The organism is Arthrobacter sp. E1SS-5 (genome assembly GCF_057073715.1).
Genome location: NZ_CP172703.1, coordinates 258,977 through 277,887 on the forward strand (window position 1 = coordinate 258,977; position 18,911 = coordinate 277,887).

At 66.1% G+C, this 18,911-nt stretch carries 19 protein-coding genes; 8 read left to right on the forward strand and 11 right to left on the reverse strand.

All coding sequences use genetic code 11. The features are described 5' to 3' along the window. Positions 1–33: 33 nt before the first annotated feature. The 3 genes from disA to ACIGJD_RS01290 all read right to left on the reverse strand — a co-directional run bounded on the left by disA (position 34) and on the right by ACIGJD_RS01290 (position 2,121). Entirely contained in the window at positions 34–1,110 is a 1,077-nt protein-coding gene (gene disA / locus ACIGJD_RS01280; protein WP_142131575.1) for a DNA integrity scanning diadenylate cyclase DisA, read from the reverse strand. Between the two features lie 247 nt (positions 1,111–1,357). Beyond that, positions 1,358–1,858, reverse strand: coding sequence for a 2'-5' RNA ligase family protein (locus ACIGJD_RS01285; protein WP_483687948.1), 501 nt, complete (start codon positions 1,856–1,858; stop codon positions 1,358–1,360). Positions 1,859–1,875: 17 nt separating this feature from the next. Next, positions 1,876–2,121 carry a hypothetical protein gene (locus ACIGJD_RS01290; protein WP_483687949.1) on the reverse strand — a complete coding sequence of 82 codons (246 nt, stop codon included), beginning with the start codon at positions 2,119–2,121 and terminating at the stop codon, positions 1,876–1,878. A gap of 194 nt (positions 2,122–2,315) precedes the next feature. Here ACIGJD_RS01290 and ACIGJD_RS01295 point away from each other — a divergent pair, with 194 nt between their 5' ends. Further along, on the forward strand, positions 2,316–3,929 hold the full coding sequence (locus tag ACIGJD_RS01295; RefSeq protein ID WP_483687950.1) for a peptide chain release factor 3: 1,614 nt from the start codon (positions 2,316–2,318) through the stop codon (positions 3,927–3,929). Between the two features lie 16 nt (positions 3,930–3,945). Then, positions 3,946–5,175, forward strand: a complete 1,230-nt coding sequence (locus ACIGJD_RS01300) for a beta-ketoacyl-[acyl-carrier-protein] synthase family protein (RefSeq protein ID WP_483687951.1) — start codon at positions 3,946–3,948, stop codon at positions 5,173–5,175. A gap of 88 nt (positions 5,176–5,263) precedes the next feature. Here the strand turns inward: ACIGJD_RS01300 and ACIGJD_RS01305 are convergent, their stop codons facing one another. Beyond that, positions 5,264–5,764, reverse strand: a complete 501-nt coding sequence (locus ACIGJD_RS01305; protein WP_483687952.1) for an NUDIX hydrolase — start codon at positions 5,762–5,764, stop codon at positions 5,264–5,266. A 129-nt stretch (positions 5,765–5,893) separates the two neighbouring features. Between ACIGJD_RS01305 and ACIGJD_RS01310 the strand changes: the two genes are divergently transcribed. Beyond that, entirely contained in the window at positions 5,894–6,130 is a 237-nt protein-coding gene (locus tag ACIGJD_RS01310; RefSeq protein ID WP_483687953.1) for a hypothetical protein, read from the forward strand. A gap of 53 nt (positions 6,131–6,183) precedes the next feature. Here ACIGJD_RS01310 and ACIGJD_RS01315 read toward each other — a convergent pair whose 3' ends face one another. From ACIGJD_RS01315 to ACIGJD_RS01325, 3 genes are all read right to left on the reverse strand, one after another. Continuing rightward, positions 6,184–7,890 carry a sensor histidine kinase gene (locus ACIGJD_RS01315; protein WP_483687954.1) on the reverse strand — a complete coding sequence of 569 codons (1,707 nt, stop codon included), beginning with the start codon at positions 7,888–7,890 and terminating at the stop codon, positions 6,184–6,186. 122 nt (positions 7,891–8,012) lie between these two features. Continuing rightward, positions 8,013–9,386, reverse strand: coding sequence for a DNA repair protein RadA (gene radA, locus ACIGJD_RS01320; RefSeq protein ID WP_376978407.1), 1,374 nt, complete (start codon positions 9,384–9,386; stop codon positions 8,013–8,015). Positions 9,387–9,415: 29 nt separating this feature from the next. Beyond that, the gene (locus tag ACIGJD_RS01325; protein ID WP_286401016.1) at positions 9,416–10,543 is read right to left on the reverse strand and encodes an FUSC family protein; all 1,128 of its coding nucleotides are present in this window, start codon (positions 10,541–10,543) and stop codon (positions 9,416–9,418) included. Positions 10,544–10,793: 250 nt separating this feature from the next. On the opposite strand from ACIGJD_RS01325, the gene pstS reads away from it, so the two are divergent. The 5 genes from pstS (at position 10,794) to ACIGJD_RS01350 (ending at position 15,465) form a co-directional block, all read left to right on the forward strand. Beyond that, on the forward strand, positions 10,794–11,915 hold the full coding sequence (gene pstS, locus ACIGJD_RS01330; RefSeq protein WP_483687955.1) for a phosphate ABC transporter substrate-binding protein PstS: 1,122 nt from the start codon (positions 10,794–10,796) through the stop codon (positions 11,913–11,915). A 103-nt stretch (positions 11,916–12,018) separates the two neighbouring features. Further along, entirely contained in the window at positions 12,019–12,951 is a 933-nt protein-coding gene (pstC, locus tag ACIGJD_RS01335) for a phosphate ABC transporter permease subunit PstC (RefSeq protein ID WP_483687956.1), read from the forward strand. Beyond that, the gene (gene pstA / locus ACIGJD_RS01340) at positions 12,952–14,064 is read left to right on the forward strand and encodes a phosphate ABC transporter permease PstA (RefSeq protein WP_483687957.1); all 1,113 of its coding nucleotides are present in this window, start codon (positions 12,952–12,954) and stop codon (positions 14,062–14,064) included. A gap of 73 nt (positions 14,065–14,137) precedes the next feature. Further along, positions 14,138–14,917: a phosphate ABC transporter ATP-binding protein PstB gene (gene pstB, locus ACIGJD_RS01345; protein ID WP_018763202.1), complete on the forward strand. Its 780-nt coding sequence runs from the start codon at positions 14,138–14,140 to the stop codon at positions 14,915–14,917. Positions 14,918–15,009: 92 nt separating this feature from the next. After that, the gene (locus tag ACIGJD_RS01350; RefSeq protein ID WP_483687958.1) at positions 15,010–15,465 is read left to right on the forward strand and encodes a hypothetical protein; all 456 of its coding nucleotides are present in this window, start codon (positions 15,010–15,012) and stop codon (positions 15,463–15,465) included. A 120-nt stretch (positions 15,466–15,585) separates the two neighbouring features. On the opposite strand, the gene ACIGJD_RS01355 is transcribed toward ACIGJD_RS01350, so the two are convergent. The 4 genes from ACIGJD_RS01355 to ACIGJD_RS01370 form a co-directional block, all read right to left on the reverse strand. After that, a complete protein-coding gene (locus ACIGJD_RS01355) occupies positions 15,586–15,993 on the reverse strand; it encodes a hypothetical protein (RefSeq protein ID WP_483687959.1) in 408 nt (135 codons plus the stop codon). A gap of 180 nt (positions 15,994–16,173) precedes the next feature. Beyond that, on the reverse strand, positions 16,174–17,184 hold the full coding sequence (locus ACIGJD_RS01360; RefSeq protein WP_483687960.1) for an anion permease: 1,011 nt from the start codon (positions 17,182–17,184) through the stop codon (positions 16,174–16,176). A 1-nt stretch (position 17,185) separates the two neighbouring features. Next, the gene (locus ACIGJD_RS01365) at positions 17,186–17,803 is read right to left on the reverse strand and encodes a DUF47 domain-containing protein (RefSeq protein WP_483687961.1); all 618 of its coding nucleotides are present in this window, start codon (positions 17,801–17,803) and stop codon (positions 17,186–17,188) included. A 325-nt stretch (positions 17,804–18,128) separates the two neighbouring features. Further along, on the reverse strand, positions 18,129–18,788 hold the full coding sequence (locus ACIGJD_RS01370) for a hypothetical protein (RefSeq protein WP_142131545.1): 660 nt from the start codon (positions 18,786–18,788) through the stop codon (positions 18,129–18,131). Positions 18,789–18,911 lie beyond the last annotated feature (123 nt).

Genomic DNA, 18,911 nt, shown 5'->3' on the forward strand with positions numbered 1-18,911 from the left:
ACGGAGCAATCGATGGGTGTTATCCCGGGGTGTTTAGAGGAAGCGGTCCAGGAGGCTTGCTTCGGCCATGCGGCTCAGGCCCTCGCGTACGGTCCGGGCGCGCTGGTCGCCGATGCCGTCAACGGTCATGAGGTCGTCAATGGTGGCGGCCATCAGGAACTGGAGGCCCCCGAAGTGGTCCACCAGGCGGTCGGCGACGGCCTTGGGAACTGCCTTGAGGCCGGACAGCAGCCGGTAGCCGCGGGGCTGGACCACCGCGTCAAGGTTCGCCTCGCCGCCGGCAAAGCCGACAATTGCCGAGATCTTGCCGAGGTCGATCAGCTCGGTGGGGCCCAGGTTGACCAGCTCATTGACGGCTTTTTCGATGTCTTCGGCGGAGGCATTGGGGCTGGCGTAGTCGCGGATGATTACGTCGCTGCCCGGACCACGTCCAACGGTGAGCTCGTCCAGCTGAAGGGAGAGCAGGCGGCCGTCCTCGCCCAGTTCCAGGACGTACTGCGATATTTCCTCTGAAATGCGGCGGACCATCTCCTGCCGCTGGAGGGTGACGGCCACATCGCGCACCGTCACCATGGCCTCGATTTCCAGGGCTGAGAGCGAACTGGTGACCTGGTCAAGGCGGGCGCGGTAGCGCTCCAGGGTGGCAAGGGCCTGGTTGGCGCGGGCCAGGACGTTTTCCGAGCCCTCCAGGACGTGTCGCAGGCCGTTGACGTAGAGGGCGATGATCTGCATGGACTGGCTGACCGATATGACCGGAACGCCCGTCTGTTTTGCCACCCGTTCTGCCGTACGGTGGCGGGTGCCTGACTCCTGGGTTTCGATGCTGGAGTCCGGGACCAGCTGGACGGCGGCGCGCAGGATGTTGCCGGCGTCCTTGTCGCAGATGATGGCGCCGTCCATCTTGGCCAGCTCACGCAGGCGGGTGGGCGAGAACTCAATGCCGATATCGAAGCCACCCGAGCAGATGGAATCGATGGTGCGGTCAGACCCCAGCACGATGAGCGCGCCGGTGCGCCCCCGGAGGATTCGTTCCAGGCCGTCGCGAAGGGGAGTTCCGGGTGCAACCCTGCCCAGAGTGGCCCTCAGCGATTCTTCGGGGCTCCGCGCCATAGGTGTTTCCCTTCAATGGTGCGGACCGCCGCCCGCAGGAATGCCGGCATCCGCAGTTGGCCGGCAGGATCAAAAAGTGCTCTGATTCCCGCAAGCTCAATGATAGGGGTAAGAAACCCAAGTTCCGCACGGGCAAGCCCCAAAGTGCCCCATTAGGGGGTTTCGGATAGTGCCGGGAAAACGCGTTCGACGGCGGCTGCGGGCAGGGTACTTTCGCGCCCTTTTAGTCCCGGTTGAGTGCCCTTGCTCAGGCCATCCCTCCCAGCGGCGCGATGGCCCGGGTGCTGCTGTCCCAGAGCCGGGCCGCCGTGCACTGGCCTTCAAGGCGCAGGTCCAGCAGGTCCATGGCCGTTCCTATTTGGTGTCCGGAGATACGGCGGGAAACGGTGACGTGCGGCGTCCATGCGCCCGGCAGTGTGAGCGGCAACGCGCCGGACAGGTCCTGGTGGAGGCCCCTGTGCAGGTCCAGCAGGGGATCGGTCAGCAGGACCGCCCTCGCCAGGACATACTTGCCTGTGCCCGCGGGGAAGACGATGGCGCCGGAGAACGTGATATCCACGGGCAACGCCTGCCACGGACCGTTCCCATCAGCCTGCAGGTCTGCCCCGGCGGCAAGCGTGATGTGCGGGCTGTTACTGGGGGAGGTGTGGGCTGCAAGGCTCGGAAGGCCTGCAGCCTGCAGCCGCCCCCAGTCCGCCCTGATCAGGGAATCGGTGGAGCTGTCAAAGACCAACTCGATGCTGCGCATGAACCCATCATGCGGGATCAGCGCTTCAGGTCCCTGAGCATCCGCTCCAGGTCCCTGCTGACTTTTGAAAGGGAGGCGGCCCGAAGTGCCTTGTGTTCTTCCGCTGTCTGGACCCCGCGCTTTCGCGATGAGCCGGAGGAAAGGCTGGAATCGGAACCCTGTGTTGCGGCCGCATCGAAGCTGTTGACGGCACCGAAGCGGTCAAGGTTGGTGGCCAGCGGGTCGAAGAAGAGGTTGCCGGTAAAGGTGGCGCCATGCATCATGCGCCAAAGCTAACGGCCCGGCATTTCGAGGCTTTGAACGTCCGGTTTCGCACGCGTTAAGCGCAGCCGGTACCGGTTTGCGGCCCTGCGATAAACTTGTACTTTGGCCGTTTGCCAATGACATTCCCGCCCTTGAGCCGCAGTGCAGAACCCGAAAGGCCCTGGGCAGCCACAACCGCAGCGAAAGTAGCACCGTGTCCCAAGATGTCCTGACCCCAGCCCGAATCTCCGAGATTCATAAGGAGGCGGGCCGCCGCAGGACCTTCGCCGTCATTTCCCACCCTGACGCCGGTAAGTCCACGCTCACAGAGGCCCTGGCCCTGCATGCCAAGGTGATCGGAACCGCGGGCGCCTCCAGCGGCAAGGCCAACCGCAGGGAAACCGTCTCCGACTGGATGCAGATGGAAAAGGACCGCGGCATCTCCATCAGCTCGGCCGCCCTTCAGTTCTCCTACCGCGACACCGTGATCAACCTCCTGGACACCCCCGGCCACGCCGACTTTTCTGAGGACACCTACCGGGTGCTGGCCGCCGTCGACTGCGCCGTGATGCTGGTGGACGCCGCCAAGGGCCTGGAAACCCAGACCATGAAACTCTTCGAGGTCTGCAAGCAGCGCAACCTGCCCATCATCACGGTGATCAACAAATGGGACCGCCCGGGCCTGGACGCCCTGGCGCTCATGGACGAGATCACCGAACGCACCGGACTGCAGCCCATGCCGCTGACCTGGGCCGTGGGCATCTCCGGTGACTTCCGCGGCGTCTGGGACCTGCGCAACGACCGCTTTGCCCGGTTCCAGCGCAACAATGCAGGCGCGCAGATCGCCATTACGGACTACTTCACGCCTGAGGAAGCCGCGGAAGACCAGGGCAGCAACTGGTCCGACGCCGTGGACGAGGCGGGACTGGTGATCGAGTCCAACCTCGAGTTCGACGTCGAGGCCTTCCACGCCGGCAAGGCCACACCCATCCTCTTCAGTTCCGCCGCGCTGAACTTCGGCGTCAAGGAACTGCTGGACGCCCTGGTGGACTTCGCTCCGCCGGCATCGCCACGCCCGGACGTGGACGGCAACCCCCGCCCGGTGGAGTCCCCGTTCTCCGGCTTCGTGTTCAAGGTCCAGGCCGGCATGAACAAGGCACACCGCGACCACGTGGCCTTCATCCGGGTCTGCTCCGGCGTCTTCGAGCGCGGCATGGTGGTCACCCAAACCCGCACCGGCAAGTCCTTCGCCACCAAGTACGCGCAGCAGGTGTTCGGCCGCGAACGCGAGGTCATCGACGAGGCCTACCCCGGGGACGTAGTGGGGCTGGTCAACGCGTCCTCGCTGCGGGTGGGTGACAGCCTCTTCCTTGAGGAAGCGGTGGAGTACCCGGCCATCCCGCTGTTCGCCCCGGAGCACTTCCAGGTGGCCCGGTCCAAGGACCCCAGCAAGTTCAAGCAGTTCCGCCGCGGCATCGAGCAGCTCGAGCACGAGGGCGTCATCCAGCTGCTCCGCTCCGACCTTCGCGGTGACCAGGCGCCGGTGCTCGCCGCCGTCGGACCCATGCAGTTCGAAGTAGTGGAGGACCGTATGGCGCACGACTTCAGTGCCCCCATGCGGCTGGAACGCCTGCCCTACTCCCTGGCAAGGATTACGACGGCGGACGCGATGCCCGCGCTGGCCAACGTACCGGGCGCGGAGGTGCTTTTGCGGTCCGACGGCGAGTACCTCGCCTTGTTCAACGACGTCTGGGCCCTGCGGCGGATTGAGAAGAACCACCCGGACCTGACGCTTGTGCCCATCGGCACGCACAACCCGGCGAAGTAGGGTGGCCAACCTTCCGGTGGGCCCGGCACAGGCCCGCGCCGTGGTGACCGGAATCGGCACAATTAATCCGCTCGGTGCAACGGTCAAGGAGACCTGGGAGGCCCTGCTTGACGGGCGGTCCGGGATTGGGGTGCTGGAGCAGGACTGGGCGGAGCAGCTGCCGGTCAAAATCGCCGGGCAGGTGACGACGGATCTCGCGGAGCACCTCAGCACCCGCGAAATGAAACGGATGGACCGCTGCGGCCAGCTCGCCCTGATTGCGGCCCGGGAAGCATGGGTTCAGGCAGGTGCCCCCGAGGCAGATCCTGAGCGGTTTGCCGTGGTGATCGGCTCAGCGTACGGCGGGCTGGGCTCCACCATCGAACAGGACCGGGTGCTGGCGGCGTCCGGCCCGCGGAAAGTCTCGCCGCATACCCTAACCCGGCTGATGGCCAACGGCCCCGCGGCCTGGGTCTCCATCGATCTCGGTGCGCGTGGCGGTGCCCGGACGCCTGTCAGCGCCTGCGCCTCCGGGGCTGAGGCGATTGTCCAGGCAGCCGAGCTGATCCGCTCAGGTGCTGCCGACGTCGTAATTGCCGGTGGTGTTGACGCCTCGGTCAACGACCTGGTGCTCAGCGGCTTTGCCCAGATCCGCGCCCTGTCCACGCGCTCCGACGATCCGCAGCGCGCCTCACGCCCGTTCGACGGCGGCAGGGACGGCTTTGTGCTCGCGGAGGGGGCCGCGGTGGTGGTGTTGGAAAGTGAAGAGCATGCGCGGGCCCGAGGGGCCGCCATTCTGGGAGCGGTGGCCGGCGGAGCGGTGACATCCGATGCGAACGACATTGTCGCCGCCGATCCCGCCATGCAGCGCAGGGTCATGCAAAAAGCACTGGATTCGGCTGGCCTGCAGCCGGCGGACATTGGCTTCGTGCACGCCCACGCCACGTCCACTCCTGTAGGCGACCGGCTTGAAGGCCAGGCGATCAACGCCGTCTTTGGCGCCAGGGTGCCGGTCACCTCCACCAAGGGGCATACCGGCCATCTGCTGGGCGGGGCCGGCGCGCTGGCCGCCGTCGTGGTCCTTGAAGCCCTGCGCACCGGCCGGCTGCCGGAAACCCTGAACGTCGAGGCGCTGGATCCGGAAGTGGACCTCAACGTCATCACCGAAGGCACCCACCAATTGCCGCCGGATTGTGCGCCGGCAGGGCTGGTGAATGCCTTCGGTTTCGGCGGCCACAGCGTTGCGTTAGTGATCACGGGCGTCTAGCCCTGGGTCGCCGTGACGTTACGGCGTCCCGGCACCGTTCCAGCGATCCCGGGGGCGGGAGTGCTGTCGTTCGGTGTCCGGGTGTGCGTCATGTCGCGGCGGTGGCCTTAACCAGTGCGTCGAGGATGGGCAGCTGGCCCTTGACGAGCTTGAGCCGCGCTTCCTCCTCCGGGAACCAGCGGGCGTCGTCAATTTCCGGGTAGTGCTGGATCCTGCCGGACCCCTTGGGCCACTCGAGCGGAAAGGTGTTGCTGTTGATGACCTCCGGGTCGAAAGCAGCTTCCGCTGTATAGACGGTGATGAGCTTTCCGGAGGATTGCCGGAATTCGCCAAGCAGCCTGTACTCAACTCCAGGAGCTTCAGTGCCCATCTCCTCGGCGAATTCGCGCAGGGCCGCAGCCAGCGGGTCCTCACCGTCAACGTACTCGCCCTTGGGAATGGACCATGCGTGCGCATCCTTGCGTGCCCAGAAGGGGCCGCCCATATGGCCGATCCATACCTGCAACCCATCGTGGGTACCGGCAGAGGTGCCGGGGGGCGTGGGCAGGTCCTGCCGGTACAGCAGTATGCCTGCGCTTCGAATGGGCATTGATCCTCCAAACAGGTCACTTCCCAGCGGAAGTGCAATTGCCGTCCGCCGTTAACGTGCAGTTCACGGCGCTGCTCTAGGTTATTCCTTCAGGCACTTCGCCAGGCACTTCGCTCGAAGGGACCACTCATGGCCAGCATTGCTGAAGTTATGGGACGGCTGACACCGGAAGAAGTGGACGAGCTGCGCAGCCTGGGCCCGCAAGGGCACCTGCCGCGGCACCTTGTGGACGCCCTGGACCGGGCGGCCGGGGGAGCGGGGTCCGGCCGCGGGTACTACGTGGCCAACGGCAACGTGAGCGCCACCGGCGGCCCGCTGCTGGTGTTGCGCAGCGATGTTTCCCGCTGGTTGACTGCCGGTTCCTGACCGCTGACCTTTCGCGGACCCCCGCCCACCGGGGGGATCCACCGGGAACCCGCTCAGGATGCCGGCAGGATGAAGGTTACGGTGGTGCCCACCCCGGGCGCACTGTCCAGGCTGATCGATCCTCCATGGCCCTCGACGATGGTCTTGCTGACGGACAGTCCCAGGCCTGCGCCGGGGATGGCTGTTTCACGTGAGCGTGCCGCACGGAAGAACTTGGTGAACGCCTGTTCCTGCTCCTCCTCTGTCATCCCAAGGCCGGTGTCCCTGATGGTGCAGACCAAACCTGCTGAGTCGCGGTAGGCCCTTGCGGTGATCAGGCCGCCGTCGGGGGAGTACTTGATTGCGTTCGAGAGCAGGTTCTGGATCACCTGGCTGATCCGCTTCGGGTCCATCCTGCCGGGCAGCGGCTGCTCCGAATCGAGCACCAGCTGCAGCGCGCTGCTGGCCGCCTTGGGCAAGGCTGCGTCGACCTCGACGGCGAGCAGCCGGGCCAGGTCCGTCTCCTCCAAAGACAGGTCAATCCGCTCGGACGCCACAGCAATCAGGTCGTTGACCAGGTTCAGCAGGTGCTCTGCATTGCGGCGGACTACCAGGAGCTCTTCCTGGATCTCCTCGTGCCCGGGTTCGTCCAGGACCAGTTCCAGGTAGCCGAGGATCGACGTGAGCGGGGTCCGGAGTTCATGCGAGACAGTGGCAACAAAGTGGTCTTTTGCTGCCAGCGCGCTGATCAGGCTGGTGACGTCGACGAAAGTGATGACGGCACCGCCCTCCTGCCCGCCGGCCGGAGGGAAAGACTGCGAGCTTACGGAGTAGGCGCGCTGGCGGCCGGCAGGACCTGCCCAGTACAACTCGTCCGTGAAAGCTTCCCCTGCGGCGGCGCGGGCCGCGGGAAGCCGGCCGGCTGTGACAGGGGTGGAGCGGTCTGCCGCCATGAGCAGCCCCGGCCCACCGGCAGGGCTGCTTCCACCCTCGGACCCGATGACGCTTGCGAGGATGGGGTCCGACCGCATGGCCCTGTTGGCCAGGACAGTGATCCCCGTGGTGTCCACCACCCAAACGCCGACTCCGACGGCCTTGAGTACGGCGTCGAGGAGGCTTTGCCTGCGGACGCTTTCGTCGAGGGTCCGGGCCATGTCGTGCTCGTTTTCGACCAAAGTTTGGCGCTGCCGGCGGATGGTGGTTGCCACTACATGCGCCGTGACCGCAATGACGGACATGACCAAGGGGAGTATCAGTGTGCGGATCATCGAGCCGCCCGCAGGCGGAGCGCCTTGCAGCGCCGCGGGGGCAACGATGCTGAGGGCGGTCCCTCCAATGGCAAGAGCAGGCATGTAGGGCCGGACCTGTGCAGAGAGCCAGATGACGGGGAACACCAGCATCACGCTCAGCACACTGAACGTGGGGCCGCCCGCCTGCCGGGTAAGCCCGATGGCAACACAATCCATAAGCGGGACCACGGCAAACGCCCCGGCCGGCACCCGGCCCCACGGCATGGCGACGCACAGTGCGGCAATCACCAGGTGGAACACCAGGGCCGCCACGAACATATCGTTGGTGAATGTTTCAGGGCTGAAAGCAACCGTTGCCGCCAACACAAGGGCCATGGCCAACGTGACCGGCGACTGGGCAGCCACCACCCGCATGCGGGCGCTGAAGCTCCCGAACAGTCCATCAAGCCGGTCCGACACCACCGGCTGCACCGGTGCCCTGCGTGCATGGCCCGCTTCTTCGGCGGTGCCCTGCTGTTCCTGGATTACCAAGCTTCCCCCAGCACAGACGTGTAAGCCTCCATCTGCGAGAAGGCTCCCACTCACAGTACCCTGAGCTGGAGCGCCATCTGCCTAAGCACAGAGGCCAGCGGCTGACCGAAAAGCCGGGGCTGCTAACCGATCAGGAGACTGAGCGCCTCCGTAAGGTGCTCCACTTCGCGCACGGAGAACCCTGGGGGTACCGGGCCCGGACCGGTGTGGCTGGCAGGAACCACCGCGTGGGTGAATCCCAGCCGGTGGGCCTCTTGGATGCGCTGGTTGATGCCTGGCACCGGCCTGACCTCCCCGGCCAGCCCCACTTCCCCAAAGGCGATCAGCCGGATGGGCAGGGGTTTGCGGGCTTTGGCCGACGCCACGGCAAGAGCAACTGCAAGATCAGTGGCGGGCTCGCTGAGCTTCACCCCGCCAACGGTGGCGACGTAGGAATCGTCCTTGTGCAGCAGGGTTCCGGCCCGCTGCTGCAGCACGGCCAGGAGCATGGACACCCGCGAACTGTCCAGGCCGCTGGTGGCCCGCCGGGGCTGCGAATTGGGGCTTTCCGCCAGCAGTGACTGCACCTCCGCCAGTAGTGGACGCCGCCCCTCCATGGTGACGGTGATACAGGTCCCCGACACTGGGTCCTTGGTGCGGCTGACGAACAGGCCGCTGGGATCGGCCAGGCCCTCAATGCCGTTCTCGTTCAGGTCGAAGCAGCCTACGTCGTCGGTGGGCCCGTACCGGTTCTTGACCGCCCGGAGCAGCCGCAGCCTCGAATGCCGCTCGCCCTCGAACTGGCACACCACGTCCACCAGGTGTTCGAGCAGCCGCGGCCCCGCGATGGACCCGTCCTTGGTGACGTGCCCCACCAGCAAGGTGGTCATGTTCCGCCGCTTGGCCGCGGCGATGATGGAAGCCGCCACTTCGCGCACCTGGGACACACCCCCGGCACTGCCATCCACGTCTGCGCTGCTCAGGGTCTGTACCGAGTCCACGATCAGCAGCCGCGGCTCGATCTTCTCCACCTGCCCCAGCGCCTGGCCAAGATCGGTCTCTGCGGACAGGTACAGGGATTCGGCCACGGCATCGATCCGCTCCGCGCGCAGCTTCACCTGGGCGGCCGACTCTTCACCGGTCACGTAGAGGACGTCCTGGGCAGTCCGCGCGAACTTGGCAGCGACGTCCAGCAGGAGCGTGGATTTACCCACGCCCGGCTCACCGGCCAGCAGGATGACGGCACCCGGAACCAGCCCGCCGCCCAGCACCCGGTCCAGTTCGTCCACCCCGGTGGGAAGGAACGCGGCCGTGGTGGCGTCCACGTCAGCAATCTTCCGGGCCGGCTCCACGACTGTTGTGGCCGCCGTCGTCCGGGCCACCGCGGTGCCTGTTTCCTCAACGGTGCCCCAGGCCTGGCACTCGCCGCAGCGGCCCACCCACTTGACCGTGGTCCAGCCGCATTCGGCGCATTTGTACGCGGGCGCCTTGGATGCCCGGGAAGTCTTTGTTGCCATGCGTTAAACCCTAGTGGCGGGCACTGACACTACAGTGCGGGCAGCACGTCCCTGGCCTCGTCCGCGTCCATTCCGGTGGCCTCCAGCAGGTCCACCATCAGCGGCCGGAACAGCATGACCACCGTTTCACCCTCAAGCCGCTGCACCTCCAGCAGCTTGGGATGGAGGCGGAGTGCGATTTCGCTCAGGTCCCGCCGGGCGGTGCGCAGGTGGGCGCGGCGGACGCCGTCGTGCGACTCCGCCAGGCCCAGCGACAGCTCATCAATCGCGGCAGCGGTCTCCTGCAGCACTCCGGCGATGCTGTCCGTCGCCTCGTCGGACAGCGCCGCATTGTTGATGGCACTGGTCAGCCGGCGCGCAAAAACGCGGCTGTTCCGCAGGGCCAGGTCGATGAAATCCAGGGACTGCTTGAGCCGGTCCAGCTCATCCCGGTGCCGGCGGTAGGCGGGCGCCAGGGTGGCAACCTCCCCGGAGGCGCGGAGCGACTGGCGCATTGCATCGACAAGCGGCTGGCAGTTGCGGCCCCGGATGAGGGCATGCCACGCCTGGCTGGAATCACTGTTGACCATGGCATCGGCGCACTCCCGGAGCACCTCCGCCAGCTCATGGAGCAGCTTCTGGACGTCCCTGCGCGGCTCCCGGCGCGGATCCTTGGGCATCAGGATGGTCACCAGCAGCGCGCAAACTCCACCCACCACGGCGTCGATGCTGCGGGTGAACGGGCCGCCCGCCGGCGCCGGCAGCAACACCACAAGCACCGACTGCAGGGCCAGTTGGGTGGTAAAGATGACACCACTGTCGAGGAAGCGGGCCAGCAGGATTGAGAAAAGAAGGACGACGGCGGCCTGCCAGATTCCGCTGCCCAGCCAGTGCAGGAGAAGATCACCCACGGCAATCCCGATGGTGCAGCCCAGGCCCACCTCCACTACCCGCCGCAGCCGCGGCTCACGGGAAAAACCAAGGGCAATCAGGGACGACGTGGCCGCGAAAAGCGGTCCCGTGTGCCCCAGGACGTACTCGGCGAAGGCGTAGGCCGCGACCGCGCACACGGTCATCTGGAGTGCCGGAACAAGGGAATTCCGGCTGCGGATCAGCCCGGTGCGGATGCGGCCGTGCAGGAACCGTTTGCCTGCTGAAAGTCCTGCTGCTGGAGCCATGCCGTTCAGTCTATTTGCTGCCCGGTCCTGCAAATCGTGACGCCACTACGGCCGGGCATGTGATCCGCGCAATGGCGACCCGGCATTTGTCAGCCAATGTCCCGCCGTCGTTAATATTCCGTTCACTTTGGACAGCCCATCCCGTTACCTGCGGCCCATAACTTTCTTGAAGGTACACAACGTACGCATCGCGCAGCAGGGTTCTCCGTCCCTGTCCCGCACCTGAATAACCCTGGAAGGGGTACATCTAGTGAAGGCACTCCGTTTCGGCCGCCACGCGGCTATCGCTGTTATCGCAGCCGGCGCACTCGCGCTCAGCGCCTGCGGTTCAGACAACGCCACTGGCACCGCTCCTGCCGGCAGCCAGTCCGCCGGCGGTACCAAGGTCACCGGCACGCTGACCGGCATCGGCTCTTCCGCCCAGGGCGCAGCCATGGACGCCTGGAAGACCAACTTCGCTTCCGCCAACTCCGGCGCCAGCGTGCAGTACTCCCCGGACGGCTCCGGCGCAGGCCGCAAGGCCATCCTGGACGGCTCGGCCCAGTTCGCCGGCTCCGACGCCTACCTGAAGGATGACGAATACGCGTCCTCCAAGTCCGTCTGCGGCCCCGACGGCGCCATCAACGTCCCGGTCTACATCTCCCCGATCGCCGTGGCCTTCAACGTTCCCGGCGTCACGGACCTGAAGCTGGATGCGGCCACCGTGGCCAAGATCTTCCGCGGCCAGATCGCCAAGTGGAACGATCCCGCCATCGCAGCCCTCAACGCAGGTGTCTCGCTGCCCGACCTCAAGGTCACCCCGGTGAACCGCTCCGACGACTCGGGCACCACCCAGAACTTCACCGACTACCTTTCTGCTGCTGCTCCGGACGTCTGGACCGACAAGGCCGCCGGTGTGTGGCCCGCCAGCCTCCAGGGCGAGAACGCCAAGGGCACTTCCGGCGTGGTCAAGACCGTCACGGACACCCCCGGTGCCGTGACCTACGCTGACGACTCCGCCGTGAGCGGCAAGCTCGGCGTGGCCCAGATCAAGGTGGGCGATTCCTTCACCAAGATCTCCGCAGAGGCCGCTGCCAAGGCCGTGGACGCAGGCAAGCCGGTTGAAGGCCGCGCCGCCAACGACCTCTCCATCAAGCTGGACCGCAAGACCACCATCGCCGGTGCCTACCCGATCGTCCTGGTGTCCTTCCATGTCCTGTGCACCACCTACGACAAGCAGGAGACCGTTGACCTGGTCAAGGCCTTCGAACACTACGTAGTGTCCGAAGAGGGCCAGAAGGCCGCAGCCGAGTCGGCCAAGTCCGCCCCGCTGTCCTCGGACCTCGCAGCCAAGGCCGCCAAGTCCATCGACTCCATCAAGGTCAAGTCCTAGCCAACGCTGCAAAACCGGGTTCCCCGCCTGCCGGAAGGCAGTGCGGGGAACTTGGCTTTGCACCCCGCTTCCTTAATCCAGCAACGAATCGAAGGGCCGTCGAATGACCGCCACCACCCTGACCAGTACCCAGGGCGCCGGGCGCGCCGGGGATAAAGTCTTTTCCGGCGCCGCGCTTGCAGCCGGGTGCCTGATCCTCGCCGTCCTCTTCGGCGTCGCGCTCTTCCTGGTCGTTCAGGCAATCCCCGCGCTGACCGCACCCGCTGACAAAATCCAAGGCGGCCAGGGCTTCTTTGCCTACATCTGGCCCATCGTGATCGGCACCCTGATCGCCGCCGTCATCGCGCTGGTGATCGCCACCCCCATCGCCATCGGCGTGGCGCTGTTCATCTCGCACTTCGCACCCCGTGGCCTGGCCTCCGGACTCGGCTACGTGGTGGACCTGCTGGCCGCCATCCCCTCTGTGGTCTACGGCGCCTGGGGTGCGGCCTTCCTGGCCAAGGAAATCTCGCCCGCCTACAGCTGGCTCGCGGCAAACATGGGCTGGCTGCCCATCTTCGAGGGTCCGGCGTCCACCACCGGCAAGACCATCCTCACCGCCGGCATTGTCCTGGCCGTCATGGTCCTGCCGATCATCACCTCGCTGTCGCGCGAGATCTTCCTGCAGACCCCCAAGCTGCACGAGGAAGCGGCGCTGGCGCTCGGCGCAACCCGCTGGGAAATGATCAAGATGGCCGTGCTGCCCTTCGCCCGCCCGGGCATCATCAGCGCCGTCATGCTGGGCCTGGGCCGCGCGCTGGGCGAGACCATGGCCGTGGCCCTGGTGCTCTCCTCGGGTGCCCTGACTGCCAGCCTGATCCAGTCCGGTAACCAGACCATCGCTGCCGAGATCGCCCTGAACTTCCCGGAAGCCAGCGGCATCAAGGTCAGCACGCTGATCGCCGCCGGCCTGGTGCTGTTCATCATCACCCTGGCCGTGAACATGATCGCGCGCTGGGTCATCACCCGGCACAAAGAATTTTCGGGAGCCAACTAAATGACCTCCACGCTTACCCCCGTCCGCAGCAAGCGGTCGGCACTCACCAAGGGCCAGCTGCCCAAGTACGCGCCGTACGCCGTGCTCGGCGCGGCCCTGATCGCCGGCGCTGCCATCATGGCCCTGATCGGCTTCAACCCGTTTGGCTGGGGCGTGGTTTCCGCGATTCTGTTCGCGATCGGCCTGGTGTCCTGGAGCGCGGCCGTGGAAGGCTCCCGCAAGGCAAAGGACAAGCTGGCCACCTGCCTGGTGGTGGGCTCGTTCCTGGTGGCGCTGCTGCCGCTGGTTTCGGTCATCTGGACCGTACTGGTCAACGGCATCCCAGGGCTCCTCGATCCCGGATTCCTCACCACCTCCATGAACGGTGTGACCGGTGCTTTCGACAACAAGTCCGTGGAGAGCGGCGCCCCCGTGATGGGCGGCATTTACCACGCCATCCTGGGCACCGTGCAGATCACGCTGCTGGCCACGGTGATCTCTGTCCCCGTGGGGCTGCTCACCGCCATCTACCTGGTGGAGTACGGCCAGAACGGACGGCTGGCCAGGGCCATCACGTTCTTCGTGGATGTCATGACCGGCATCCCCTCCATCGTGGCCGGCCTGTTCGCCGCCGCATTCTTCTTCGCGGTGGTGGGCCCCGGCACCAAGACCGGTGCGGTGGCCGCCGTCGCGCTTTCCGTGCTGATGATCCCCGTGGTGGTCCGTTCCAGCGAGGAAATGCTCAAGATCGTCCCCAACGAACTCCGTGAGGCCGCCTACGCGCTGGGCGTGCGCAAGTGGCGGACCATCCTCAAGGTGGTTATCCCGACGGCGATTTCCGGCATCGCGTCCGGCGTCACCTTGGCAATCGCCCGGGTGATCGGCGAGACGGCGCCCATCCTGGTCACCGCCGGCTTTGCCACCAGCATCAACTCGAACGTGTTCGGCGGGTGGATGGCCTCGCTGCCCACCTTCATCTACACCCAGATCCTCAACCCCACCTCGCCCTCCAACCCGGACCCGTCCTCGCAGCGGGCATGGGGAGCAGCGCTGGTGCTGATCATCCTGGTGATGGTCCTGAACCTGGTGGCACGCCTGATCGCCAGGATCTTCGCTCCCAAAACGGGCCGGTAAACAGCAGCCGCCCTTCCGCCCCTTCGCGGCGGATCCTAGACTTCAATCCATACCCAGTAAGTGAAGGAACACCATGTCTAAGCGCATCGACGTCAAGGACCTGAACGTGTACTACGGCGATTTCCTCGCCGTGGAGGACGTCAGCATCAACATCGAGGCCAAGTCCGTCACCGCGTTCATCGGCCCGTCCGGCTGCGGAAAGTCCACCTTCCTCCGCACCCTGAACCGCATGCACGAAGTCATCCCCGGCGCCCGCGTGGAGGGCGAGGTCCTGCTTGACGGCGACAACCTGTACGGCCCCGGCGTGGACCCCGTGACCGTGCGGTCGCAGATCGGCATGGTCTTCCAGCGGCCCAACCCGTTCCCCACCATGTCCATCCGGGACAACGTGCTGGCGGGCGTGAAGCTGAACAACAAGAAGATTTCCAAGGGTGAGGCCGACGTCCTGGTGGAGCGCTCGCTCAAGGGCGCCAACCTCTGGAACGAGGTCAAGGACCGGCTGGAGAAGCCCGGCTCCGGCCTTTCCGGCGGCCAGCAGCAGCGCCTCTGCATTGCCCGCGCCATCGCAGTGGAGCCGCAGGTGATCCTCATGGACGAGCCATGCTCCGCCCTGGACCCCATCTCCACCCTGGCCATCGAGGACCTCATCAATGAGCTCAAGGACCAGTACACGGTGGTGATCGTTACCCACAACATGCAGCAGGCCGCGCGCGTGTCGGACAAGACCGCATTCTTCAACATCGCGGGCACCGGCAAGCCGGGCAAGCTGATCGAATACGGCGACACCCACACCATCTTCAGCAACCCGGTCCAGAAGGCCACCGAAGACTACGTCTCGGGCCGCTTCGGATAAGTCCGTCTCCTGTTGGCGCTCTACCCATTCGTTTAGTACGCTCAACTAGATACTTACGGAACTAGTAGTAAGCCAGCTTAAGGAGTTTTGCCATGACGCAGACGGCGAGCAGCCCTCTGGGCCCCCAGCTTACGGTTTCCGTAGCGGTGGACGCAGGCGCAGCGGTGCAGGACGCGGTCCTGCCGGATCTCGGGTTCCCGGATCCCGTACTGCCTGACCCCGTCCTGCCAGCGGAGGGTTTTGCCGCTGCGGCCGGTTTGGCCGGACCCCTCGCGGCCGGACCCCTGGCCCCGGAACTCGACCCCCACCTTGCGGTCGCCGCCGAGGAGGAGGACGTCCTCTCGGTAGTCTGGCGGGCCAGTTCGCTCGTTGAAAGCATGCAGTGGGAACTGGACAATGCCCAGGAGGCCCTGCGGCAGGCAGTCCGCGCAGCTTCCACTGCCGGGATTGCGCAGGATGAGCTCTGTTCGGCCGCGAACCTGACCGCGGAAGAGCTTGCGGCCGTCCTTCTGGCCGCGCCGGGCGGTCCGGCGGCCACCCAGCTCTAGCCAAGAGCTGGGCTCCGGCGGCATAACTCCGCGCCGAACGCGGGGCTCAGTGCTTAAGGGCTGCCCCTGCGCAGCGTACCCGCCTGTCACTGCGCAGCCCGGTGCGGGCTCCAGGCGCTGTCATTCCGGGAGTTCCAGCTGGAACCCGCAGTGGCAGCGCAGCACCCGGGTAGGCAGGGACACAGCATTGAGGCTGCGGCCGGTCCTGCTGCTGCGGTAGCAGAGCCGCTCAACTTCGAACTCGGCCTCCTCCATGGGAAAACCGCAGTGGATGTAGTCGTCCCCGAAGATGACCACTTTGGCCATCCACCGGACCTGGTTAAGCGCAGCTGCGACGTCGGTAGCGTAGGCGGTGTGTTCCTGGAACAGGTTGCAGTCGTTGCAGGTGTAGGAGACCGTCACCAGGTCTCCGCCCGCGGCGCCGATGGCCGTGATGGCGTGGATGGTCAGCTGGTGCTCGGTTCCACAGGCCTCGCACTGCGGCTGCCGGGGCTGTGGCAGGGGGCGCCGGGAATACTGGAAAGACATGACGCGTGCTCATTTCCGCGTGGTGCATCCAAGCCGCCGTGTGGCTGCAGCGGCGCTTATCCGCAGCCCTGCACACGGCGCGGACGCCGGTCCCCGGCACCATTGACCGGGGGCGCACTTTCGAATGTACGTCACGGCCGATTCCCTGTACAGGGGAGCCGGAACCTGCGCTGACCCCGCCTAGACGGAGATGGGGGAGAGTGCCAGGGCCAGCACGAAGGCCAGGGCGCAGGTGGCCAGGGGAGTCAGGGCCCAGAGCCACAGGATCCGGATGACCAGCTTCCGGTTGGTCACGGAGAAGTGCTGGTTTTCGCCGGCGCCCAGGGCCCCGGCGGTGACGGTGTGCGTGGTGGACAAAGGCCAGTGCAGCCCGATGGCGCCGACAAAGAGCATCAGCGCGCTGAATGTCTGGGCCACGGAGCCGCGGAGGGGATCAATCCTGGTGATTTTGTAGCCGATGGTTTGCGAGATCCGCCAGCCGCCAAAAAGTGTCCCGGCCGTCATCATGACGGCGGACAGTGCTGCCACCCAGGTGGGGATCCCGCCGTCGGAATAGCCTGCCGCCAGGAGGGCCAGCAGCAGCACGGCGCTGACGCGTTGCCCGTCCTGCAGGCCGTGGCCGAAGGCCACCGCACCGGCGGCAACAGCCTGGCCCCGGCGGAAGCGCTGGTTCACCACGTTGGGCTGGGTGTAGCGGGCCACCCACGTGGCCGGATACACCAGGAGGAAGGAGCCGCTGTAGGCCACCAGCGGAGACAGGACCAGCGGCAGGACCACCTGGAACAGCAGGGACTGGTCCACGCCGGCAACTCCCGGTCCGCCGATCGCCAGGCTGGCAAGGCCCGCGCCGGCAAGGCCGCCCACCAGGGCATGGGTGGAGGAGGCGGGAATACCGCGCCACCACATCAGCAGTCCCCAGGCGCAGGCGCTCGCCAGCCCGGCCACCAGGATGGTGAGGCCGTCGGCGCCGCTGGGAAGGTTGATCCAGGTCTGGCTTGCGGCGACGGCGAGCAGGGCGCTGAGGAGGGCGCCGACAAAGTTGAAGAACGCGGCCAGGAGCACGCCAACGCTGGGGGTGAGGGCACGGTTCCGCACCGCCAGGGCAACGGAGGTGGACGCATCGCGGAAGCCGTTCAGGAAGGCAAACGCCGCCGCCAGAAGGACCACCGCGCCGAAGATGACCGCCGCCACCTCAGGATTCCTTGACGATGATGCTGCCTACCTGGGTGGCCACCCGCCGCATGTCCTTGGTGACCTCCACCAACTGGTTGGCGATGTCCCGGTTGCGGGAGTATTGGGCCCACTTCATGTCCGCGATCATGTCCGCCACCCAGACCCGGTGGGTCCGCTCGGCCCGTTTGGCGAGGCGCAGGATCTCGATCCAGTAATCCTCGAGGTCATCCAGGTCATTGAGCCTGCGCATCGCGTCCACGGTCAGTTCGGCCTGCCGGCTGATGATCTCAAGCTGGTCGGCGGCACGCTTGGGAAGGCGGTCCAGCTTGTACAGGGCTACCAGCTCCGCGGCGGCATCCATCTTCTCCATGGCCTCGTTGAGGTACCGGGACAGCGCATACATGTCCTCGCGGGGGAGTGGATTCACAAAGCTGCTGCGCATGTGGGTCAGCAGGGCGAAGTGCAGTTCCGCGGACTTGGCCTCGATGTTGTGCATGTCCTCGACGAGCTTGGCATGCTCGTCCGCGGGTACGCCAAGGATCTCGGCCAGGGTGGCACTGGCCAGCACGATCTGTTGTGCCATCTGCGAGAGCAGCTTCAGCCCTTCGGGCTCCTGGGGAAAAAGGCGCAGCTTCACGTATTTACCGGTCTCCGGGGACTTATCAAGGCGGGGTTGCTGCGGTGTGACTTGACGCCGGCGGGCAACTGTCGCTTACTCTACCGGCCCCTGACAGTACCCTCTGAATCGGCCACCTGGATGAGGGCAGAAAAATGGTGCCGAACCGGATACGCCTCTCGGCGGTAGGCCGCTCTAGGCGGCTAATTGTTGAAGCCCGGGGGTTTCGCGGCTCGGCACCGGTTTCAGTCTTCTACTTCACCCGGCGCAAGTCAATCTTGACAGCGGGGCCCCGGTTTCTCCCGGAAAATCCGGTTCTTCGGGGGAAGCCGCCGGAAAAGAGGACTCAGTCCAGCTCGCCCAGGCGCCAGGCGTTGGCGGCGTGTTCCAGGTCCTCGGCGGTCTTCACCAGTTGGTGCGAGTTCCGCGTCAGCTTGCTGGCATGGGCCTCGTTGGCGTGCTCGGCGCCGTCGGCGAGGGTGGCCTGGCCGAGCGCCACCACGCGGCAGAACGCGGCGGAACGTTCCAGTGCCACGTCGAAATCGCCGTCGAATGCGCCGGAGAGGATGGCGTCAGCCATGGTGCGCATTTCATCAGCGCCCGGCGGCTCAGCGGCGCCGGCCACCACATTGGAGACCTGGGCGGTGTCCCTGCCGGCACGGAAGTAGACGGAGATTCGCTCCGGGTCCTGGACGGTGGCGGCGCGGAGGGCGTAGAGACGCCAGAGCGCGCCTGGAAGGGAACGCGCGGGGCTTTCGGCCCACATTTCGGCAATGGCGTCCAGACCCTGTTCGTCGGCGAGCCGCACCAGGCGTTCGGTGATCTGGGGGTCGTCGCTGTCGCGGCCGTGGCGGACCAAGGCCTGGGCAGCGAGGTGGGCGGCCTCGGACACTCGTGCAGGATCAGCGCCGCCGGCGAACGGCTCGAAGTCCATCGGCGCGAAAGGCTTGGGCTTGTGGTGCCGGTTGCTGCCGCCGTACGGACTGGTTCCTGCTTGCTCGCTCATGCCCCCACGCTACTCCTGTGCTGCAGTGGAAATCGAGCACGTTTGCGTTCGTCCCGTTCAGGGCAAAAAGGGCCTTCACCAGTCGGTTTGGGCGCACGACGGCGGCTCCCGGAGCAGGTGCGA

Coding starts and splice junctions, on each gene's coding strand:
- disA (WP_142131575.1), bottom strand. CDS start 1,110: ATGGCGCGGAGCCCCGAAGAATCGCTGAGGGCCACTCTGGGCAGGGTT.
- ACIGJD_RS01285 (WP_483687948.1), bottom strand. CDS start 1,858: ATGCGCAGCATCGAGTTGGTCTTTGACAGCTCCACCGATTCCCTGATC.
- ACIGJD_RS01290 (WP_483687949.1), bottom strand. CDS start 2,121: ATGATGCATGGCGCCACCTTTACCGGCAACCTCTTCTTCGACCCGCTG.
- ACIGJD_RS01305 (WP_483687952.1), bottom strand. CDS start 5,764: ATGCCCATTCGAAGCGCAGGCATACTGCTGTACCGGCAGGACCTGCCC.
- ACIGJD_RS01310 (WP_483687953.1), top strand. CDS start 5,894: ATGGCCAGCATTGCTGAAGTTATGGGACGGCTGACACCGGAAGAAGTG.
- radA (WP_376978407.1), bottom strand. CDS start 9,386: ATGGCAACAAAGACTTCCCGGGCATCCAAGGCGCCCGCGTACAAATGC.
- ACIGJD_RS01325 (WP_286401016.1), bottom strand. CDS start 10,543: ATGGCTCCAGCAGCAGGACTTTCAGCAGGCAAACGGTTCCTGCACGGC.
- pstC (WP_483687956.1), top strand. CDS start 12,019: ATGACCGCCACCACCCTGACCAGTACCCAGGGCGCCGGGCGCGCCGGG.
- pstA (WP_483687957.1), top strand. CDS start 12,952: ATGACCTCCACGCTTACCCCCGTCCGCAGCAAGCGGTCGGCACTCACC.
- pstB (WP_018763202.1), top strand. CDS start 14,138: ATGTCTAAGCGCATCGACGTCAAGGACCTGAACGTGTACTACGGCGAT.
- ACIGJD_RS01350 (WP_483687958.1), top strand. CDS start 15,010: ATGACGCAGACGGCGAGCAGCCCTCTGGGCCCCCAGCTTACGGTTTCC.
- ACIGJD_RS01355 (WP_483687959.1), bottom strand. CDS start 15,993: ATGTCTTTCCAGTATTCCCGGCGCCCCCTGCCACAGCCCCGGCAGCCG.
- ACIGJD_RS01370 (WP_142131545.1), bottom strand. CDS start 18,788: ATGAGCGAGCAAGCAGGAACCAGTCCGTACGGCGGCAGCAACCGGCAC.